This is a genomic window from Lentibacillus sp. (genome assembly GCF_035301675.1).
Classification (GTDB): Bacteria; Bacillota; Bacilli; order Bacillales; family Amphibacillaceae; genus Lentibacillus.
Map to the genome: position 1 here is coordinate 1 of NZ_DATGTT010000054.1, position 21,264 is coordinate 21,264.

17 protein-coding genes are annotated in these 21,264 nt (G+C 39.5%); 3 read left to right on the top strand and 14 right to left on the bottom strand.

What is annotated here, in order from left to right; translation table 11 throughout:
* On the top strand, window positions 1–229 hold a 229-nt coding region (locus VK097_RS10010; RefSeq protein ID WP_324211666.1), incomplete at its 5' end, for a hypothetical protein.
* Here the strand turns inward: VK097_RS10010 and VK097_RS10015 are convergent.
* The 3 genes from VK097_RS10015 to VK097_RS10025 are packed head-to-tail and all read right to left on the bottom strand — an operon-like array spanning window position 226 to window position 3,414.
* Entirely contained in the window at window positions 226–1,143 is a 918-nt protein-coding gene (locus tag VK097_RS10015) for an ATP-grasp fold amidoligase family protein (protein WP_324211667.1), read from the bottom strand. The genes VK097_RS10010 and VK097_RS10015 overlap by 4 nt on opposite strands.
* A 27-nt stretch (window positions 1,144–1,170) precedes the next feature.
* On the bottom strand, window positions 1,171–2,442 hold the full coding sequence (locus VK097_RS10020; RefSeq protein ID WP_324211668.1) for a lipopolysaccharide biosynthesis protein: 1,272 nt from the start codon (window positions 2,440–2,442) through the stop codon (window positions 1,171–1,173).
* A gap of 12 nt (window positions 2,443–2,454) precedes the next feature.
* On the bottom strand, window positions 2,455–3,414 hold the full coding sequence (locus VK097_RS10025; RefSeq protein WP_324211669.1) for a glycosyltransferase family 2 protein: 960 nt from the start codon (window positions 3,412–3,414) through the stop codon (window positions 2,455–2,457).
* A 353-nt stretch (window positions 3,415–3,767) separates the two neighbouring features.
* Here VK097_RS10025 and VK097_RS10030 point away from each other — a divergent pair, with 353 nt between their 5' ends.
* Complete coding sequence (locus VK097_RS10030) at window positions 3,768–4,811, top strand: LCP family protein (RefSeq protein WP_324211670.1); 1,044 nt, start codon at window positions 3,768–3,770, stop codon at window positions 4,809–4,811.
* A gap of 173 nt (window positions 4,812–4,984) precedes the next feature.
* Here the strand turns inward: VK097_RS10030 and VK097_RS10035 are convergent, their stop codons facing one another.
* The 4 genes from VK097_RS10035 to VK097_RS10050 form a co-directional block, all read right to left on the bottom strand.
* Window positions 4,985–6,328, bottom strand: a complete 1,344-nt coding sequence (locus tag VK097_RS10035; protein ID WP_324211671.1) for a hypothetical protein — start codon at window positions 6,326–6,328, stop codon at window positions 4,985–4,987.
* Between the two features lie 79 nt (window positions 6,329–6,407).
* Window positions 6,408–8,360, bottom strand: coding sequence for a CDP-glycerol glycerophosphotransferase family protein (locus VK097_RS10040; RefSeq protein ID WP_324211672.1), 1,953 nt, complete (start codon window positions 8,358–8,360; stop codon window positions 6,408–6,410).
* Between the two features lie 696 nt (window positions 8,361–9,056).
* Entirely contained in the window at window positions 9,057–9,800 is a 744-nt protein-coding gene (locus VK097_RS10045) for a WecB/TagA/CpsF family glycosyltransferase (protein WP_324211673.1), read from the bottom strand.
* A gap of 43 nt (window positions 9,801–9,843) precedes the next feature.
* Window positions 9,844–10,866, bottom strand: a complete 1,023-nt coding sequence (locus VK097_RS10050) for a glycosyltransferase family 4 protein (RefSeq protein WP_324211696.1) — start codon at window positions 10,864–10,866, stop codon at window positions 9,844–9,846.
* Between the two features lie 355 nt (window positions 10,867–11,221).
* Between VK097_RS10050 and VK097_RS10055 the strand changes: the two genes are divergently transcribed.
* Window positions 11,222–11,938, top strand: a complete 717-nt coding sequence (locus VK097_RS10055) for a glycerophosphodiester phosphodiesterase (RefSeq protein ID WP_324211674.1) — start codon at window positions 11,222–11,224, stop codon at window positions 11,936–11,938.
* Between the two features lie 35 nt (window positions 11,939–11,973).
* On the opposite strand, the gene VK097_RS10060 is transcribed toward VK097_RS10055, so the two are convergent.
* The 7 genes from VK097_RS10060 to VK097_RS10090 all read right to left on the bottom strand — a co-directional run bounded on the left by VK097_RS10060 (window position 11,974) and on the right by VK097_RS10090 (window position 21,145).
* Window positions 11,974–12,939 (bottom strand): hypothetical protein, encoded by a 966-nt coding sequence (locus VK097_RS10060; protein ID WP_324211675.1) that lies wholly within the window; start codon window positions 12,937–12,939, stop codon window positions 11,974–11,976.
* 117 nt (window positions 12,940–13,056) lie between these two features.
* The gene (locus VK097_RS10065) at window positions 13,057–14,022 is read right to left on the bottom strand and encodes a hypothetical protein (protein ID WP_324211676.1); all 966 of its coding nucleotides are present in this window, start codon (window positions 14,020–14,022) and stop codon (window positions 13,057–13,059) included.
* A 75-nt stretch (window positions 14,023–14,097) separates the two neighbouring features.
* Window positions 14,098–15,267, bottom strand: coding sequence for a CDP-glycerol glycerophosphotransferase family protein (locus VK097_RS10070; RefSeq protein ID WP_324211677.1), 1,170 nt, complete (start codon window positions 15,265–15,267; stop codon window positions 14,098–14,100).
* 106 nt (window positions 15,268–15,373) lie between these two features.
* On the bottom strand, window positions 15,374–16,741 hold the full coding sequence (locus tag VK097_RS10075; RefSeq protein ID WP_324211678.1) for a PQQ-binding-like beta-propeller repeat protein: 1,368 nt from the start codon (window positions 16,739–16,741) through the stop codon (window positions 15,374–15,376).
* A 37-nt stretch (window positions 16,742–16,778) separates the two neighbouring features.
* Window positions 16,779–18,083 (bottom strand): teichoic acids export ABC transporter ATP-binding subunit TagH, encoded by a 1,305-nt coding sequence (gene tagH, locus VK097_RS10080; RefSeq protein WP_324211679.1) that lies wholly within the window; start codon window positions 18,081–18,083, stop codon window positions 16,779–16,781.
* Window positions 18,084–18,098: 15 nt separating this feature from the next.
* A complete protein-coding gene (locus VK097_RS10085; protein ID WP_324211680.1) occupies window positions 18,099–18,920 on the bottom strand; it encodes an ABC transporter permease in 822 nt (273 codons plus the stop codon).
* Window positions 18,921–19,030: 110 nt separating this feature from the next.
* Entirely contained in the window at window positions 19,031–21,145 is a 2,115-nt protein-coding gene (locus tag VK097_RS10090; protein ID WP_324211681.1) for a CDP-glycerol glycerophosphotransferase family protein, read from the bottom strand.
* Window positions 21,146–21,264 lie beyond the last annotated feature (119 nt).

Here is a 21,264-nt window from a genome sequence, read left to right on the forward strand (position 1 = left end):
ATCGTCCAGGATAAGGCGCAGCCGTGAGTTGACCATTTGCTGTTCGGCCATGTTGCTCACCTCCTTTCACCCCTATAATCGAAATAAAACGCAAAAAAGGGGCACGAAAAACAAAAATGTCTTTTTTGAAATTCCGTGCCCCTTTTTCCGGGTGGGATTCGATTATAGAAGAAAGAAGAGTTTTGGTAAGTCGAGGATTTTCGGCGGCGGCCGAAAATCAACATCTTAAAGTCGCTGGGGCAGTTTTATCATATCGCCTAATGTCGCAAGCATGTTTTCGTTATAGTGTGATGCCATGCCGCGGTCGGGTGTAAAGGTCATTTCACCTAATATCGCCTGACCGTTGTAATCATAGAAATCAACACGCACGAACGGAAAAGGGCCCGCTAATTGTTTGGCATAGTGCACCATCTTGTTAAACGAGCGCGGCTCTTGAATATGCTCTGCATCTTTTAGCGTCTGATCTTTTTCGAAATGAATGCTGTTCCATTCCAGGTCAAAGAAAAACCGCTTTACTTCAGCTGCCCGGTCAAGCGCCACCAATACCAATTCAGGCGAACCGTTAAAACAGAAAATTTTATAATCAACCGGCAGCTTACCGTCATGTGTCTCAATGAATCTTTCGCATAAAATTCTTGGTGTCATTCTGGAATAGTGCAGCTCTGCCCGGTCCAAGCCATAGTCAACTTGCAGCCAGCGATTCAGTTTTGCCGCAGCAGCCTCTTGATCGAATGTGTTTTTATCATGGCAAATCATATTAAAACCACATCCGCTCGTTACTTTAAGGACAAATTTTTGCGGCAGAGCACCCCAGTCAATATCTGAGCCATCTTCATAAACACCATATGACGCGTTTAACGCACCGGAACAGCCCTTTTCTTTGGCATAGTTCCGCAGTTCATACTTGTCGCCACATTTGGCCACAAGCGGATGCTGCCAGTATAATTTCAACCATTGGATTTTCTCATTAAAATCCTTGGGGTTTTTTAAATCAAGCCGTTTTCCGGTATATTTTTTGTACAAATATTTTGTTGCCAAATAGGGCGACACTCTTGTAAACAGTGCGATAAACTTTGCGAACACCTTATGATAGACATTCATGATAATCGTATTGTTTTTGAGCAGACCTTTAATTTGTGACAAATCGTGAAACCTCTTTTCCTGGCTTGCTTATTTAGCAAACGTTTTGCTGATATGCAGTGTCATTAATATCAGCCCCAAACTCAGAAGCGCGGCTGCAATGCTGAAGGAAGCCACTGCAGCCACATCATCGGTAAATATATAATAGCCTCCCAGCAATGCGCCTGTCCGGATCACGATGGTCACAATAGAATACTTCAGAAAAAATGCCTGTGCTGCCAAAACCGGTAACGCTTTGATGCTGGGCTGATTAACAAATATGAAAAAGATCCAGAGCGACATCCAGCGTGCATATTCGCCCGCTGTCGCCCAGTCAGCACCAAACACAAAGCTGAAAAGCCAGGGCCCGAACAGCACAATCGTGCCAAAAGGGATAATGCCAATTGCCGTTAGCGCCAGCGTCGCCTTACCAATCAAATGGGTAAGATTTTCACCCTCATCCCGGGCTTCCGTAATCCTTGGATAAAATACATCGCCAACCGATTTTCCGATTAATTGAATGGGAAGACCTAAAACAGTCCTTCCGATACTATAAAATCCCGCCGACGCAGGACCGAAAAAACCGGATAACAATAACACAGGTATGTTATGTGATATACCATTGATCAATACTTGCGGCGCGCGATACACCGGAAAATCTCTGTAACGTTTGCCAAGTTCCCGATACGATATCGCTCCTTCATTCGTGTCACCTGGAGATTTTTTTCTGAGCAGCACCATCAGGAGGGCTTTCACACCATTTCCCAAAGCAGTCAAAACAATCAATACAGCCGCCGCCGGGTGGATGAACCCAATGCCGGCTTTACTCCCTTGTATGATAAGCGCCTGCAGGAATGCTGCTTTGGCGGTGATGCCGAATTGCTTCGTGCGGACAAGCCACTGCTCAGCCGTTTGCATGAAAGCAGAAAATAAGATCACGAGCGGAATCAACAACAAGAACGGCGCGATATCACCAAGCTGGAATAATTCTACGATTGGCTTGTCGAACAAAATGATTATAATGGCGGCAACAGCTGCGATGCCAATTGATATATACACCGAAAGCCGCATTAACCCTTTAGCATCCTTATCCCGCTTCGGTAGTACAACAGCTATCGGATACGTTAATGCCGCAACAGGCGCAACAGTTTGGATAATCGCCATGAATACACCCATCAGGCCATATGCTTCAGGGCCGTACAGACGTGTGATAATGGGCGTTAATGCCAGCGAGATAGCTTGAGCTGCAGCAGTACCGGAGGCCATGATGACCACATTGCGCACAAACGGCCTTTTTAATAACGTTAAAACTTGTCGTTTCATGTTAAATCACTTTTATCCTTTACGGTGATAATCCCGTTCACGCTTCTGTTTTTGATAGACAAACAAGGCCTTTCTGAAAAACCAGAGCGGATTAAAAAGCTTCGGTTCAATCATAAGCACCTTATGCCGTTTCAGTTTGAAGAAAACCGTGATGGCTTTTTTCAATCCAAGATCTGCAGCCTTAATCAATAATGGTCTGCCGCTTAACCCCAGTTTCTTAAAATCTGTTTCTGGCAAGTGTTCTTGTAAAAACCGGTACTGATTGATAAACACGTTTAACCTTGTGTCAAACACATCATTGTTGATGGTCTTTGTCAGGCTGCCTTTGTTTGTTGTCGCACAATAAATCACCTCATCCGACAAATCAAACGCATCCAAATAATAACCCGCCTTAGTCGAAAACATCACATCGTTAGCGGAAATAACCTCATCAAAGCTAATATCATGCTCTTTTATAAAGGACGTTCTCACCAATTTTGACCAGGGGACGATGAATTTATATCGCAATGAAAGTTCCGCTTCTTTTGAATAAGGTGCACGTGCTGCATCCTCAATCAGATTCACAAATGACAGATGCCGGTCTGAAATGTTCCCGGTGTCTGCTTCAATACTGGTCGGTTTAAAAAAGATAATATCTGCAGGAGATCGAAAATTAGTTTGAATGACATCATAAAAACCTTCCATAAAATAGTCATCCGCATCGGCAAATAAAATCCATTTGCCTTCAGCATGTTGCAATCCGATGTTTCTGCAGGCACCCGCACCTTTTTTATCAGGATCATTGCGAAACATCGTCATATTCCTATGCGCGTTACGCTTACGGATTCGATTCAGTTCCTGTTGGTGGCTTTCATCACTGTGGTCGTCGATCACAATAATCTGCACGTCCCCCAAACAGGGAATCGTCCCGAGCAGCCTGCTTAAGGAAGCTGTTGAATTATAGTGCGGAATGATAATGGTCAGTTGCAGCATTTGGTTCCCTTCGTTCGTAGCGCTATTGCTTTTATCCCTATTATTGGCAATAATGGCTCGTTGTAAAACAGGACTTTAGTAACCCTCACGAACAACACTCATAACACCAACTTCATAAAAAATCCCACATATCTGAAACATTTGCATGTCTTCATTCGTCTCATATACAGCGGGGTTGAAATGCATTTCTAATTGGATTGTAATAAAAATCTAATTTACTTAGGCGCCAATCCATAGTAAAATTAAGATTGGTCTATTATTAACTGAATGTAAATTTTTCAGTGACTTTTGAATGATACTATCAATACTGTGAACATATATTTAAAAATGTTTAATCAGAGGGGAATATTTTTATGACTGATGAATCAAGAAGAACAATTCGACGAAAGAAAAAACGTAAATTAAGGAAAAGAGCCTTTTTTATATTAATTCCATTATTTGTCATATTCGTCGGTTTATCATATGCAACCTACTTATATGTCAAGGCTGACTCCGTGTTATCCGATTCATACCAGGATGACGGCAGGGAGAAATCCGAACTTCGCGATACAAAGGTGGATCCGACCGAGGATAATGTTTCCATCCTGATTACCGGTGTCGATGCCAGTGATGTCCGCAACAATTCTGACAACGCGCGTACGGATACATTGATGCTTGCCACGTTGAATAAAGAAGATAAAAGTGTCAAAATGCTGAGCATACCGCGCGACTCATTGGTTTATATCCCGGAAATCGGCCGTGAAGAGAAAATAAATCACGCCCATGCTTATGGCGGTATGGACGCTACTATTGGTACTGTGGAAAATTTACTGGATATTCCGGTCGATTATTATGTGAAACTCAACTTCGAAGCATTTATCGAGGTCGTTGATGCTGTCAATGGAATTAAGGCTGACGTCCCGTACGAATTGTATGAGCAGAACTCAAAAGACAAGGAAAGGGCTATCCACCTCATGCCCGGCGAGCAGAAGCTGAACGGCGAGGAAGCCTTGGCACTTGCCCGCACCAGGAAACTTGATAATGATATTGAGCGCGGGAAACGCCAGCAGGAAATTATAAAAGCTGTTGCCAACAAGGCGATGTCCCTGAATTCCATCTTAAAATATGACGATATCATTGAGGCTGTAGGGTCTAATATGACCACTAACATGACCTTTGGTGAAATGAAAAGCTTCATTTCATATGGAAGGGCACGTGACAAACTCAGCTTTGAAACGTATACCCTGGAAGGAACGGATTATCAGCCGGGTAATGCCTATTACTGGCAAATCGATCAGACAGCACTTGCAGAAACACAACAAATGCTGAAAGAACATTTGGAGCTCGGAAACACAGCAACTGCAACTGAAGAAGATGAGTCTCCGGCTGCCGCTGGGGAAAATACAGGTTCATATTAATGATTAAGCTGCTGACCCTTATGTCAGCAGCTTTTTCTAAATGACCACCCTTTTTACATAGAAAAAGATGCGGTCGTAACTATACTTGCATTCTTTTCCAACCAATTCATTATGTTACGGCCTTTCTCTGACGGTACTGAGACTTGCGCGGACTACGGGTATTCATTGCGCGGTCATGATTTCTGTTTATATTCCCTAATTTTATTTTCAATAAATTTCACGTTGGGCCGGTACAGGCTTGCTTTTTCCATAAGTAACTCCGCAGCTTTATATTGATCATATACTTCCATCAATAACGCGAGTTCTCTGTACATCAATCCTTTGTCAGTATTATTTATATTCAGCTGATTCTGTAATTTTTCCTCCTGGCGGTTAATTTGTACTAAATCCTCTTCCAGCTTTTTTAATCGGGTAATTAATTCCAAACATTGATCCTTATGGAACGATGAAAGCTTTGGCAGCAAAATTTGCTCCATAAATTCCAACAAAATGTCACGTATTGTCTTCGTTAAAATTGGATAGATTTTTTCTATATCTTCAAATGTTGTATCAATTTTTTTATATTTATCTGTTTCCGTCATTTTTTCCTTTGAATAATCAATACCAAAATTTACTTTTAGCCATGTCATGTCTTGTTCTGCAGCAGATGCTATTTCTTTTTTTTCTGTTAGTGGTATATCAAATTTGTCTCCTCTGATTCTTAACAGAGGTTTGTCGTCGCTCCTATGTCTTTTACTATTATGTTTACCATTTATCATTAGTGGGATTCTACCATTGATATATTCCAAAAAATCCCCAGTAAACATCGAAACACTATCATTTGTACGAATCTGCTTTAAGGTCTTGATGACTTTTTTATCGACATTCAACTCTTTCAAAAAGTGCCCCATTATTCCCATTCCATGCTCTCGGGCTTTTTCAAATGGATAAACACAAACCGACTCCTCACCAAACACTTCCATAAACTTGCTGATTTTATCTTGAAACAGAGTTGGTATAATCTGATTCTTTCGTTTATTCAATGATGCGTCATACCGAACCCCGCTTTTAAAGCTTTGTTGTATTGTGCTGATCGTCCATGTTACGGGATTTCTTGTATAAAGCATAATTTTAAACTCTGCCTGATCCAGTCCGATACTAATTAAGTAATCCTTCATTTTTTCAAGATTTTTTTTGGAGAGATTTGGAATTACTTCACCTGATAAAATCAACCGTTTAGCCGTACTGTTGTTAATCGTTGATTCAAATTTCTTGAGACTTTGATTGTCCTTCGTTTGAATCTCCTCTTTAGAAAGCACTTTTGGAAATCTGTTCGGTGCAAGTCTCTCCGGATGACTTGAAAATGCGCTGCATAAAACACGTCCGTGATTGGGCTTCCAACATCTAGGGTATAAAATTCCTTTATTTAACAGCAATTTGTTATTATCTTCATTATACAATGAGTTTTGTATGCTCGATGTTCCTGTTTTTTCTAATCCTACGTGTATAACAACCTCTTTGATATTATTTCCCGGCAACACATACACCTCTCAATTATGAATGAATTGAAATTACTTACAGTTTCTTCAATTAATTCTCCCTTAAAAACAGAAACACTCAATATTGGTAATCAGATATAATCCTATTGACTTGTTCATATGTATTCAGAGTATTATTTCCATTTGTGCATTCGACAAGCTGGGCATACTGATCAACATGGCTTTTCAACTGATTTCTATTAAAATTCGATTGGATTGTATCATTTAATTGATTGAAATCATAGACAATGTCGCCAAATGCAATTTCCTCCTGCAAAATGTTAGGTGAACCATACTGTGTTTCACATTCTTCTTTGTCTTCCCAATAGAAAACTATATTTGAACCTCCAGCAAATGCCAAATATGAAACGGAGGAATAATCTGAAATAAGTACTTTTGTTTTCAACAATATATCCTTAATATCCCCTTCATATAAATAAGATCTGTTGGCATTATAAACATCTGGAAATTGTTCTTTAAGAGTTACTTTTGCTTTAGGATGCAGCACAACATTTACCTTTTTACCATCATAGAATGAATCGTTCCGAATCAAATCAAAAAACTGACGATAACGCCCAATGTAACTCCCTTGATCCATATTACCCGTTAAATCCCATGGACGCCATGTCAGTAGAAAAGTGATTTCCTCCTTAGGCTGCTTGTGGGAATCGACATAAAGGTCCATATTTGGAAGTCCTGTAATCAAGAGATCCTCCGTTTCATAACTGGACCTGCTTTCGAATAGGTCATGTTCGTATTCAGAATTTACCACAATGTAATCCGGGGCAATAGGAACTTTTCTGTTAAAATAGCCCCTTTCAAAAAGGTCTGTAGCTAATGCAACCCCATGCTGCAAAAATACCTTGAAATGATTATTTAAAATTTTTCTCTTTATTAAAGAATCATTGTCGTACAGCCGTCTTTGGACGTGCGTCACAAGATCGGAAGATATAAAACTTCTCGCCAAAAATATAAAATAAAATGCCTTAATACTGTTCTTGGCCATTAAGTTTTTCGGGTAACTCCGCTTTAGTATGTTATACTCCGGATTATTTTGATCCAATATGTAAATACTGTATTTATTCTTTTCAACAGCATGTTTGAATAACTCAAAGCCGGACTCAGCAGCTCCTTTAGCGAACTTCTCGAAATATATATCATATTTTTCCTTCTTACGGCTAAATAACGACAAAGCATAGGCTATTTTTTCTTTGAATGGGGTCCAACGACTCATTACGGATGAAACGACAAAAACATATTGACCTGTTATTGACTTTCTTACATATATTTCTACATCTGACCCGGTGAGACGAGCGGAACGTGTATTAAATATAAAGTGATTTTTGTTATATCCGTCTGAAGTGCTTCTTTTAAAATTGTAATAATAGCTTTCATCCTGGTCCAACGTTCTTACATAAACCGGTACATTAATTTCACTGGTATTAACATATAGATGATAAATATCTTTAAGTGGAATACGAATCCAGCAAGCATGTACCAAAAGGGATAACTTCCCTGTATTAGAGGAAAATTTTTTTCGTATATTTTCTGGAAGCAGAAAATGCACTTTATAATTATTTGTCTTTCGGTATCCCAATGACAAACTTATATTCTCAAAATAATAATTCCTAAAGCGCAGCACACCCAGAATCAGTACAGAAGAAAACAGCATTAAAAACGTGGTGCGATACATTGGCGTCATCTCTAGTTTATTGATAATTTGCTGCGGAGACAGGTTTTTGTGCCGCTTACTTCTTATGAACGACACTTTTTGATTCGAATCAGCATACACGATTATCTGCATTCTTCCATCTTGTATTACATTGATTAATTCCAGCGGTTCAAACCTTACATCTCTAAATATCTTTTGTGTATCATGTCGGTAAATATGATGCTTTTTATTCGCCTTTTTCTTTGAAAGATTTCTTTTACCACTGAAATCACAATACCCTGATTTTATTTTTAATGTTCCATATTCTAATGTTGTAAAAAATTGATCGTTAAGATTATTTTCCACTGTTGAAAAAGTCAAGCTTCATACCCCCCTCGTCATTTACATAAAAGTTTACTCTCCAATGTTATTATTATCCGCTAATAAAATCATTCTCTTCATGAATTTTTTATGAAGAGCTGAGAACAAAGACCCGTAAAATCTCGAGGTGTCTGATTTATCTACTAAATAAATTGCCGGACACCGACATAAGAGTATATTAAGATTCATGGTCTTACATACAGGTTGTTTGCTAAGGTGAGCTTCTCGAAGAAAGGTTATAAAAAAATCTAAAGAAGGATGCTAATACCACTAAAAAAAATTGATAAGTGGGATTGATAAGTATCTTGAATCCTTTACATGATATGGTGAGATATTTGGAGACTGATTGATGTCAATTAACAATATTAAAATCACAACTGAATAAGTTCACGGTTGCAAAAGTCTCTTTCAAATGTACCTAAAAGTTTTTATCATTATAGTAACATTATTGGTTAAATATTATCAATATTTGGATTAATCCCACTTCATAGAATGCCCCACATACTCCGTCGTCAGTATCGAGGACCATGCCACTGAACAAACCAATTTGGGCGTTTTTGTCCAATGCCCGAAAGGGTGGGTAAGAATTTACATTATCTATATTGGGAATTTTCGTAATGATACAATAAAAAATCAGCATACTAATCTGACGTGATTCGGTATGCTAATCATCATTTTACTTCCACTTTTCTTGCATTAGCCTTTTTTAAGTTTAATCCGTATGATAAATTCAAATACCTTCAGAATTCGCTTAAAACGCGAGGGCTGCTTTAATAGCCGGTAAAGCCATTCCAAGTTCAGATTGATCCAAAATTGCGGAGCACGAGGCACAGTACCGGCCAATCCGTCAAAACTGCCGCCCACGCCCATCAATAGCCCTTTGGAAAATCGATCGATATGCTGCGAAATCCATAATTCCTGTCGTGGCAAACCCAGTGCAACGAAGACCAGATCAGCACCAGAGCGATCAATTTCGTCAGCTATGTCCGTATCCTTGATGTCAAAATAACCGTGGTGCCGCCCGGCTATCTGCAGGTCAGGAAATTGCTTTTCCACTGCTGCGACAGCCTGCGCATTAACCGCTTCCTTCGCCCCCAGGAAATAGCAGCTTAGTTTATGGTCATTGGCATACTTCAGCAAATCTATCATTAAATCATATCCGGGTATCCGTTCCTGCAATGGCAGTTTCATAGATTTGGCCGCCATTAATATACCGACACCATCAGGAATCACATAGTCCGCTGACTGGACACTTCGTTTGTAGTCAGGATTTTCCCTCGTCTGCATGACAATTTCCGGATTAGCGGTGACGAGAAAGCATTTCTGTTCAGCCATCAGGCTCGGATACAAATAATCCTGCAGCAATTCTCTTTTCGTTGTATTCAAAAATTCGATATCCATGATCGTTACCGTTTCATTCATGTTTTGCAACCTTTCCATCCAAAACGCCTGCTCCAGTTAGAGCTTTTGAGCGCTTGTCCCATTAAGGGCGCTGCCAGAGACCTTTTACAAAGTTTGTCAGCGGCTTATATTCGCTGTTGATCATTTCAAGGTTTTCAATTAGTACCTGCATCGTTAATAACGCTATTGAAACGATTAAAATGGCTCCCCACACCGTTGACATGGAGAATAATATGGCTGCCGTACTGAACATCATACCGAGCGCATAAATAAGCAATACTGTCTGTTTATGCGTGAATCCAGCCTTTATCAGTCTGTGATGCAAATGCGCACTGTCCGGACTGGATAACGGCATTTTATTAATGTAGCGCCGCACCATCGCTATCAGCGTATCAGAGATTGGCACGCCCAAAATAAAAATCGGGATGATAAACGAAATGACGGTGACATTCTTAAACCCAAGCAAGGCCAGCACCGAAATCATATACCCTAAAAAAAGCGCACCTGTGTCACCCATAAATATTTTCGCCGGGAAAAAATTGTAGCGCAAAAAACCGGCCGTGCTGAAGAAAAGTATAAATGCCATCGTCGCAACATATACATTCCCCATGATGACCGCCATTGCTGCAAGTGTCAGCAATGCGATAGCGGACACACCCGCAGCTAACCCATCAAGACCGTCAGTCAGATTAATCGCGTTGGTCACACCAACGATCCATAAAATGGTTACAATCGAACTGAAGAAGCCAAATTCGATTTCACCGCCGAACGGCAAATTAATGAATTCAACCTGCAGTCCGCCCCAGAAGACGATAAACACAGCAACCGCAAGCTGCGTTAAAAATTTGGTTTTTGCCGATAAATCAAAGACATCATCAATAAAGCCAAGCCCGATCAGGACAAAAGCTCCGATTATGATGGCCAAATGATATTCGCCTGCCGGCTGAAGAATCAGCAGCCCGATTAAAAAACTCGCAAAAATCGCCAGCCCGCCAAGCGTCGGAACTGGATCTGTATGCACTTTCCGATGGTTCGGCTTATCTTTTGCATTTATGCGTTTTGAAAATTTGATAAACAGTGGTGTTATGATTAAGGACACCAGCATGGTTAACAAGGCCAGTAAAAATATGTTTACCACTCAGCCCACCTCATTTTTAGTTAAACATCTCATTAATTAGACGAATATATTGTAAAATTGTTTCGAAATCATTTACATTCAATTTACATAGGCAACTCAACTATACATTATAAACTTTTTTGTTGAAAGCCGCTACTGGAAATTTTTCTGCTAAGTCTTGAACATTTCCATATTATATTGCTTGTAATTTTCCCTTTTGATTCGTAAATAATGCATGCCCGATGGTAATTATATTTTTTGAAACCTATCGTATGGAAGAATATACTGAAGATGTTAACCAAATGCGAAACCATAACACACATATAGATTTGGAGTGACCGATATGCCATTAAACTTTGCACACCGCGGCTCGCTGACGGAAGCACCTGAAAATACACTGCCCGCATTCCAAAAAGCAATCGACCACGGAGCAGCAGCGATTGAATTGGACGTGCAGCTGACAAAAGACAACCATTTAGTCGTCTCTCATGACCATAAATTCACCAGGTTCAATAAAAATGTCACAGGACTGATTAAGGATTATACACTGGAGGAAATCAGAGAAATAGATGTCGGTTCAGCATTTGGAGAAGAATTTGCCGGGACTAGCCTGCCGACACTGGAAGAAGTGCTGGACATTTGTCCGGAAAGCCTTTTTTTAAATATTGAAGTGAAGAACATCCCCGTTATATATGAAGGCATTGAACATATTTTGCTCGATACACTGACTGCCTATCAACGAACTGAAAATCTGATCATTTCATCATTTGATCATGTTGCTTTAAAAAAAGTTCAGGACATGAACCCTGATATCGATCTCGGCATGCTTTTTTATTACCGGATGCTGCGTCCATGGGATTACGCAGCCAACAGCGGGCTGAACATAAGAAGCCTTCATCCCAATCAAGTGTATGTTGATCAAACGTTTGTTCAAGAAAGCAAACGCCATGGTTACGAGATTTATCCGTTCACCGTCAGTGACTTTGATCGGTATGAGGAGCTGATCGGTTTTGGGGTTGACGGGGTGTTTTCGAATGAACCGGGGATCTTCACAAAATGACGCCCTGCAAAAACAGGGCGCTTCGCTTATGCTTTCTACACTTGGTGATAATAATCCGGCAAGTCTATATTGACTCTTTGTGCCAGCTTTAAATTGTCCTCTTTATAAAAATGGTTAATCTCATCCTGTAATTCCTTGGACAAGGTATAGCGTTTATAATGCAGTTTGAGGCTGAGATTATTTTTGAGGAGAGTTCTAGGTGAAATTGTAATTGCCTTTTTTGGCTTGCCCATAAACTTTTCTACAGCCTTTTTACTGTACTTTCGTTTTAATTTTATCTGAGCTTGAGGGATTTTGCCGTTTGGATTCTTCTGCGATTTGAACAGTTTGTTAAGTCTCCGTGCCAACTTTGCCTGAAGCATTCCAAAACTCCGGTTCAATCTAACATTGCTGTATTCCGGGATAGTTTCCACACCAATGTAATTTAATAGTCTTAACAAGTAGTTTTCTTGTTCTTTTTTAAAATTCTCATAGATGAAGACAAAATAATTATCACCAAAAAGCTGTTCCACGGCGTCTAAGTAATCATTGTATAAATAATGCCGGAGCTTGTTATTTTTTCGAAGTTCCTCGAAGTATTCTGCTTCACTTTTCGCGCCGCCCTGATGAAGAAATTCGATATAAAGTGACGTCATGATATCGACTTGCTTTCTGATGCCAATGATAAGGCGGACATCATACAGATCTTTCGGAAAAATTCGCCTGAGATCTTTCAGAATGCTGTAAGCACTCTTGGAATTCTTTTGTGAAAAAGGGCTGCCTGTAAATCCCTCATAGGAAATGAGTGCAGGAACCTTTTCAGATCTAATGTCTTCAAAAGTATTCCGTAATCTTAATATATCTATATCCTTTAATTTCCGCAGCCTGATTTCCTTAAATAATGATTTGGCATGTGTTTTTCTAATCAAGTCAACTTCTTTCAACTGTGGGAATACTTTCCATTGCAAAAAAGTTGTTGCTGTTTTATGAAAGCCGATGTGCAGATAAATCGTTTTTTTCAAGAAACTTCACCCTCGAATAAAAGGTATTTATTAGGTATGTTATAGATGCAGGGGATAAAATCAGGAGATGCAGGCCGGCAGTCGTAAGATATCGGGACCGCCGGCAAGATCTGTCACTCAATTCTCGTAATAATAGCCTGGAAGTTCTATACCTTCCCGCTGTGCCAGTTTCTTGTTATCTTCCTTAAAGTATTCATTAATTCTTTCCTGAAGATCGTCTGACAGATGATACCGCTTGTAATGCAATTTAAAGCTTAATTTATTTTGCAGAAGCGTTCTTGGTGAAAGCGTAATTGTTTTTTTCTTCTTATCAAGTAATTTACTGGCGATTTTCTTACTGAAATTCCGCTTCAATTTGATGGTGATTTCCGGTATCTTTCCATCAGGATTTTTTTGTGTTTTGAATAACGTGTTCAATTTTCTTGCCATTTTCGCCTGAAAGACGCCATAACTCCGATTGACTTGCTGATTGGTGTATTTCGGCACTTTTTTGACACCTATATAGTTTAATAACTCTAAGAGGTAGTTGTCTTTACCTTTTTTGAAGTTTTCGTAGATGAATACGAAATAGTTATCGCCAAACAGTTCCTCTACAGCATTCAAATAATCATTGTACAAATAATGACTGAATTTGTTGTTGCGTTCCAGTTCATCAATATATTCTGATTCTTTCTTATTCCCTCCCTGATGCAAAAATTCAACATAGAGAGAGGTCATTAGATCTACCTGTTTTCTGATGCCGATAATCAGATGCACATCATAGTGCTCTTCCGGAAAAATCCTTCTGAGGTCTTCCAGAACTTTATAAGCACTTTTGGAATTTTTCTGGGAAAAGGGGCTTCCTGTCCAGCCTTCATAAGAAATTAGCGTTGGAACCTTGTCAGAGCTCTGTTTTTCAAATTCATTCCTTATACGATGAACATCGTCATCATTTAATTTTCGCAGCCGTACCTCTGTTAGTAATTTTTTCGCATGTGTTTTGCGTATAAGTTTCACTTTTTTCAATTTCGGAAAAATACTCCATTGCAGAAAAGTGGTCGCTGTTTTATGAAAACCGACATGCAAATATATGGTTTTTTTCACTAATGGTCACCCTTATAACGTTTATTGTCTTTTATTCGGATATATACCAGTTTATGGGCCGGCCCCTCTTAAAAATCACTGTCCAAACACTTCATTCACGACTCTTTCCGACGCATAGCCATCTTCAAAGCTGCAGAATCTAGTATAAAACGCATCTAGCCTTGGTTTGTATTGTGTACTGAATTGATCAATGTTCTCAATAGCCGAAATGACCTCTCCTTCGCTTTCCAGTATCGGCCCCGGCAGTTCTTTTTCAATATTAATATAAAAACCCCTCAGCTTGTCACGGTATGATTCCAAATCATACATAAAAAACAGCATTGGCCTTTTTAAATTAGCGAAGTCAAAGAAAACCGATGAATAATCAGTGATCAGTATATCGGATATGATATAAATCTCTGCAATGTCATCATAATCAGAAACATCGAACGCAAAATCAGAATAGGGTGCAACGTCAAATTGGTTGGCAATGAAGTAGTGCATCCGGAGAAGAATCACATATTCATCACCAAGTCTCGTTTTCATTCGTTCCAGATCAAGCTGCAGTTCAAATTTATATTGACCTTTAACGTAGTATTCATTATCACGCCAAGTGGGGGCATATAAAATGACCTTTTTACCGGATGGTATCTTCAGTTTCTGCCTAATTCTTACAACATCTGTTTCATTCCAATTATAAAGAATATCATTTCGCGGATAACCACTTTCAATAATTTTACCTTGAAAATCAAATGCCCGTCTAAAAATTTTTGTCGAGTAATAGTTTGGGGATATCAGATAATCCCATTTTTTCGTTTCCTTCACGAAATTTCGTTTATAAGCTTCGGCAGTTATACCGGGAATATGGACCTCATCCATATCTAAGGCAAGTTTTTTTAGTGGTGTACCATGCCATGTCTGCAGATACACCACCCCATTAGGTTTTTGCAGATTTCGGGAAAGCCTTGAGTTCATTACCCGGTATTTGGCCCTCGCTAAATAATAGTAGTATCTTAAGGAAAATCGTTTGACCCGTTCAGGTTTACCCGGAATCTCAACCCGACGATTTTTAACAATCCAGACATAGGTATAATCATAATGGTTCGCTTTCAGATACTCATAAATATTTTTTGGGTTGTCCGAGTAATATTTACCCCGAAAACTTTCAAAAACAATCACTTTTGATTTTAGCGGCAGTTTCATAAAAAAGTGTCTGTAGAGAAACAGAAAAAGCTTCTTTTTTCCTTTAAGCAGTCTTTTTTTCATGTCTGTTCTCCTTCAGGCTTTTGGAAGACCAACCACTGCCATTATACTATTAATCACGCGCTTTTTAAACAATTTATTTGGCTACTGAAAAATTACTCTTTTTGCACTATGCACGTTTTCGCATGTAAATGAAGAATCCTGCCAACAGGATTATGATGATTAAGATTCCTGCAATGTACAGCATACTATTATCTTGTGAGTCACTCTCCGATGCTGTGTCCGTATTTTGTCCCGGTTGTTCTTTTGTAAAGTCTGATAAAGGGACAGCGTAGACGTTAGAGTCCTGACTCCCGATGAATAGTGTATCATTGACAATAATAGGACCCGATGGTGCCAGTGTACCATTTAACTCTTTTTTTCCTGCCACGTCACCTGTTTCAGCATCGAGTGCATACACCATACCTTCTGTGTTGGAAAAGTACACAATACCATCCTGTGCTACGGGCGGAGCCTTCATCACTTTATTTTCAAACTCCCAAAGCTTTTCACCGGATTTCAAATCATATGCATAAAATGTTTCCGTTATTGGACTTCCGACAAAAATTTTACCGTTGTAAATAATGGGCGCACCGGATTTATTGTTTTTCACAAACTCCCCAGTTCCCAAGCTTTCTTTCCAAAGTATTTCCCCGGATTCAGTGTCCATTGCGTACAGCCAATGTTCGGGATTGTCACTGTCTCCTGTCAATGCGGTTGTAACAACTGTGTTGTCGGCAACCGCCGGTGGTACATCATCCAAGCCTGCAAACACATCAGGAAATTCAGTCTGCCATTTAAATTCATCATTCTTTAGATCATACGCATAAAACATATATGGAAGAGGCCCGCTTCCACCGACATAAAGTGTATCCTCCGTTACATTGGGAGCGGACATGCTGACAGTTGATCCTATCTCAGCTTTATGAAGCAATTCGCCCGTTTCGGGATCGAGTTTATAAAGATGTTTATCACCGGTGGCAATGTAAACAGATTCCTTATAGAATACAGGAGTCGGCATAACCTCCCCTTCTGTATTATACGTCCATAGTTCCTCGCCTGATTCGGCATCAAGTGCCATCACACCACTTTCCCCGGTACCGCGGATTCCATTATCCTGGAAAAAGCGATTCCCAAACCCAACAAATACCCGGCCATCATGGTAAATCATTTCCGAGTGAACCCAATTCGGTGCTTTATTCTGCCAAAGTTTTTCACCGGTTAAAACATTGAAGGCAAACAAGTCACCAGAGTTGTGGTTACCCACAAACATTTTGTCGCCGGCAATGACCGGGGTTGCTCTTATCTGCTCGGCTGTCTGATACGTCTGACTCTCAAGTGGTTCTGCGCCATTATTGAACACAGCGTTCTTGTTACCTTTCAGCCGGTATTGATTCCATTCCTCTGGACCAAAGCTATCTGCTGCCTGAATTTCTGACGGCATTAACATACTGATGGTAAGTGTCACCAGTAAAACTAGATAGAAATTTTTGCTCATCTTCCTAACCTCTCTTAGTATATTAGTTACCGATAAATCAATCTTTTAAATGGTTCTGATGAATCCATACATAAGTTTCATCAAGTATTCCATGGTACCATATATTTCCCCCGACTTTTTCTGTTTTATCCACATTGAAAATAGCATCTTCAAAGTCTTCCAAATCAGCATATATCTGGTTTTTCTTCCCGCCCCATGGACGCTCGAAGGCCGCTCCCGTTCCTTTTAAACGGAATTCTTTCGGGTCGCTATCGATTGCTACATGGTTGCGGGTAACTACATCTGATGCTTTTACCCAGCCAATCACACCCTGTTGTGCACTTGGCTCGTTGCTTATCAAGTTGTACAATTCATCGTTGTAGGACAGCTGCTTTTTCACATAGTAAACACTATGTTTATAATAGTCCGTCGCTATTTCTTCAATCCGCTGGAGTGGATCGCTATAAATATACGATTTGCCGCCTTTAAAGTGGCATAACAGACTTGTCGGATTCTCTGAATAATCGGATTCTGCTTCATCGTTTTGCTCTTCGATATAATTCCCGAGAATTTCGTCGGTGGACTCCCCCGCCAGAACTTTATCTTTATACAATCCCCGTTCCTTCTTCGACATCTTTTTCCAGATGGATAAAAATTCTTCATATTTTGGGATGACTTCACCTACATCACCAAAATCTTTGACCGTCCCATATTCGAGCCAGAGAACTTTATCACAGAACTGTTTCATCTGAGCGGTCGAGTGACTCACAAATATGATGGTCTTGCCTTTATTCTTGAATTCGTTCATTTTATTGAAGCTTTTTTCGGCAAAGGCTTTATCACCCACCGAAAGTGCTTCGTCTATAACCAGTATCTCCGGGTCGATATTGACAGAGATGGCAAAACCAAGTCTCGACCTCATCCCGCTTGAGTACGATTTAACCGGCTGGTCAATAAAATTATCCAATTCGGCAAATTCAATGATGTCTGGCTCGAGCTTTTTAATTTCATCTTTGTCAAACCCGAGCATGAGACACTTTAATTCAATGTTATCCCGGCCTGTCAGATCATTCTTCAGGCCTGAGGCAACGGCAATAAGAGATGTCTGTCCGTCTATTTCAACATGCCCTGACGTCTCTGGCACGATTCCCGCAATAATATTCGAGAGAGTTGATTTACCGGAACCATTAATACCGATAAACCCGACAACATCACCTTTTGCCGCCTGAAAATCAACACCATTCAATGCATAGAAATCATCACCGTAGCTTTTCGGTGTGACAAGATCCAGTATCCTGTCTTTCATGCCGTAATATAATTTATATCTTTTCGTTATGTCTTTCATATTGATTGCTTGTTGCATTCCCATCACATGCCTTTATAAATAATCAATAAAGTGTCGTCTGAATTTGACATGCATCTTTGCCCCGATTAAGAATAATACAACGACAACCGCCCAAAAGAACAGCGTGTACTCCCACTGAGTTATGAAGTACCAATCAACTCCAAACAAGGCGTGTCTGTATCCTTGCAGTAAATAATAGACAGGGTTCAATTGCATCAATTTCATCAACATGTCAAAATCACTCAGCAAGGTCAACGGCCACAGCACACCGGATAAATACAACATCATCCTCAGTGTTGAGGTCAAAAACATGTGCACATCCCGTATCATTGTGGATAAGGTTGATGTGATGAGTGATATGGAGTAAAACAGACAAAATGATGCAAAGATAAAATAGAAAAGCTGTAAATAATAGATATTGACGTAATACCCTAAGAGTTGAAAAATAACGATTGTGATACCTAGCAGCATTAAATGGACATAAAATCTCGAAAATATGACAAAGTTCGGTATCACGCTCATCGGAAAATTCATTTTAGACAGTATCCGAAGCCTTGAAAAAATAGACCTCGACCCTTGTACGATTGACTGGTGGAAGAAAATCCACAAAAAGAATGCAGCTATCAGCCATGGAAAAAACGGCACCGTTTCCCCGCCGACATCAACAGGATCGCGTGATCTCAATGTGCTGAATACAAACCAGTAAATCGTAACCTGAATCGCCGGACTGATCAATTCCCACAGCATCCCAAGGTAGTTGTTGCTATTATTGCTTTTCAGTTCGAATAGGGACAGCCTTCTAATCAGATGAAAATATTGAATCTGTTCTTTTAATACAGTAATTGCTGATTTCATTGTTTTACCCTTTCAGATCATATCTCATGTTAAATGCCACTAAATTATACAAGTTCCATTGTTAAATGACAATATCCAAAAATAAAGCTTATACCTCGCTTGGTATAAGCTCACTTATTAATGAACACTTCTTCTACAACACGCTGGCTTGCATTACCATCCTCAAGGTAACAGAATTTGTTATAAAAAGCTTCAGTTGTCTCGTAAGGTTCATATCCTTTCCGGTCGATTTGTTTAATTTCGTTCAATAACCCCTCTGTTGTTTTGACCAGTGGACCCGGCGCTTGGTTTTCAAAGTCAAAATAAAAACCCCGCAGATTATCTCTGTAATCATCAATATCATAAACGTAAAACAGCATCGGCCGCTCTAAATTGGCATAATCAAAAAATACGGATGAATAGTCGGTTATCAGCATATCCGATATTAAATAAAGCTCCCGGATATCCTCATGTGCCGACACATCATAGACAAAATCGTCATAACCGGTTAAATCGAGATTCTCAGCCACCAGATAATGCAATCTTAGGAGGATGATATAGTCACTGCCGATTTCCTCCCGCATTCTATCCAAGTCCATTTCTAAATTGAACTTGTACTGTCCGCGCCCGTAAAACTGATTATCCCGCCATGTAGGCGCATATAAAATAACTTTTTTATTCTCAGGGACACCGATCTTTTGTTTAATCTGCAAGATCGTTTCCTCGTTGTTTGAGTTAATCAAAAAATCATTTCTCGGATAACCTGACTCAATCATCTTTTTATCAAATTGAAAAGCCCTGCGAAAAATTTCTGTCGAATATGCATTGGGAGAAACCAGATAATCCCATTTGCTGGACGCTTTCAAGAAATTCCGCTTATACTTTTCTGCATTAGTGCCAGGCATGTGCACTTCATCCATGTCGGCGGCCAGTCTTTTCAATGGTGTCCCGTGCCATGTCTGCAGGTATGTCGTGTGTTCTGGCTTAGGTATCCATAAAGGCAGGCGGCTGTTAGAAACCCAATATTCCGCCCGGGACATTTTGAACAGCCATTCAATTGAAAACCTTCTGACATAAGGCACGTTTTTACCCTCGAAATACCCGATATGCCTCCGATCCGTACTCCAGTACATATCGAATTCAGGATGGTGCTCTCTGAGATACTCATAAATTGCCCTTGGGCTATCGCTGTACTGCTTGCCGAGAAAGCTTTCGAACATGATTGCTTTTTTCCTAACAGGGAATTTACCCAGGATTTTAAAAGCGATCTTGTATAAGTATTTAAGTTTTTCGCCCCTGCGGACCTTTACCCAAGCAGATTTAAAATTTCGAACGACTTCATTTTTAAAATTATAATCGGATAATTTAAACGATAAATAATGCGATGTTCTTGTCGGTTTAATTAAGATTTTCTTTTTGACATCCTTATTTGGAATAACCTTTTTGATATAATTGTCATCTCGTACATCGATACGCAATCTGGGACTTCTAAGTATTTCCTCCGCACCATTATATGTATAATCCATCTCCAAATAAAATTTGAAAAACAACTGCCCTTCCGCATTCAAAAAACGGGAAAAATCAAATGATCCTCCAAATCCACATTTCAGCAGTTCTTCATTGCCATTATATTTATCAGATAAATCTTTTCTCTTCTGACGTTCCACGGGTATCTCGATTTCTTCCGTGTCCTCACTGACCGTTACAATGACCTTTAACTTATTTATGTCATAATTATTGGTTTTATATAATGGCGGAAAATTAAATAACCCGCTAAAATTCAGTTCATTATCCCTAAGGCTGAGTTTTTCTATCTTGGAGTACAGAAAGTATTTATTTAATCGGAACGACAATTTCCCTTTATCTGTCGTATATGGATAAAACATTCTATCCTGTTCCGGAAGAAGAATCGATAAAAATCGATATTCGTCACGGTCACTTTTAATCCGGCTTCTTTTGATTTCGTCATCCTTCCTGCGGTTCAGGTATAAATCCCATATATCTTGATCCAGGAATGTTTGTTTATGGTTGTAAAAGGGCAACTCTAATATTAATATGGTGAAATCACCATCATTTTCACTTATAGAACAACTAAGATCCAGGGTTTGATTTGTTTCTCGTTCTTCCATCGTAAAAAAATATTCGTCACAATCATTTAAAACAGATTCTTTTAAAGGAAGCTTTATTTCATATGTATTGTCTTTCAGCGTGATATCGTCTGCTTTGTTATGGCTTAGTGTAGACATGTTGAGAAAAAGCACCTCTCGTAAAAATCAATTATAACCAATATTATATATCTGTGTTTGTTGATTTTCAAATTGAAAATTAATATACTCTTCTAAGATGTTTGGTATATACTAGAAAA